This is a genomic window from Roseibium sp. RKSG952 (genome assembly GCF_009711355.1).
Window position 1 is genome coordinate 1 of record NZ_SMMF01000362.1, and the last position, 716, is coordinate 716.

Sequence of the window (716 nt, forward strand, 5' to 3'; positions counted from 1 at the left end):
TCGTCGGTTCGATCCCGTCTGGCTCCACCATTATTCCGGCGCTGCCGCCCTGAGGGGCTGCTTGAGCGCGACTGCGCGCCGTCCGGTGAGGACGTGCCCGCGCAGGTCAGGCTCAGCCGTGAGTGAGATGAACTTGTCTTTTGAGAGAGTACCGTTTTGCGGTGATTGAATGCAATCACCGCCTGTTCATGAAAATCGTTGAAGAGAAGATCTGTTTGACCTCTGGGGGTTCCTCCAGGGTTCTGCAAACAAGCAGAGGGCCAGCTTGACCGCGTGGCCGTCAGAGAGATCTCGTGAAACTGGTCTTAATTTATCAAGATCTGTTTGCGTATGGCCGGGGATGGCTGGGGTTTTAAAAGGGGCCTCTGCCGGAACTGGTGTCGGCGCAAACGCTGTTTGTTGCTTCTTCCTCTGGAGCTTTTTGGGTGTCATGCACTCAAGTAGCCCGGCAGGGCGGTAGTGCAAACAAAGATGATCTTTTTGAAGGTGCGCGAGCATCTTGAAAAGATGAGCATTGATAATGAGAGTGATCAAGTGTCTTAAGGGCATTCGGTGGATGCCTTGGCGACAAGAGGCGATGAAAGACGTGATACGCTGCGATAAGCCATGGGGAGCTGCGAATAAGCTTTGATCCGTGGATTTCTGAATGGGGCAACCCACTCCGTATGGAGTATCCCTTAAAGGGAAGCAAACCCGGGGAACTGAAACATCTAAGT

The 716-nt window shown here is 53.2% G+C and carries 1 rRNA gene; it reads left to right on the forward strand.

Annotated features, from left to right (window positions below):
• Positions 1–528: 528 nt before the first annotated feature.
• Positions 529–716 (forward strand): 23S ribosomal RNA (locus tag E1297_RS01060); the annotation flags it as partial.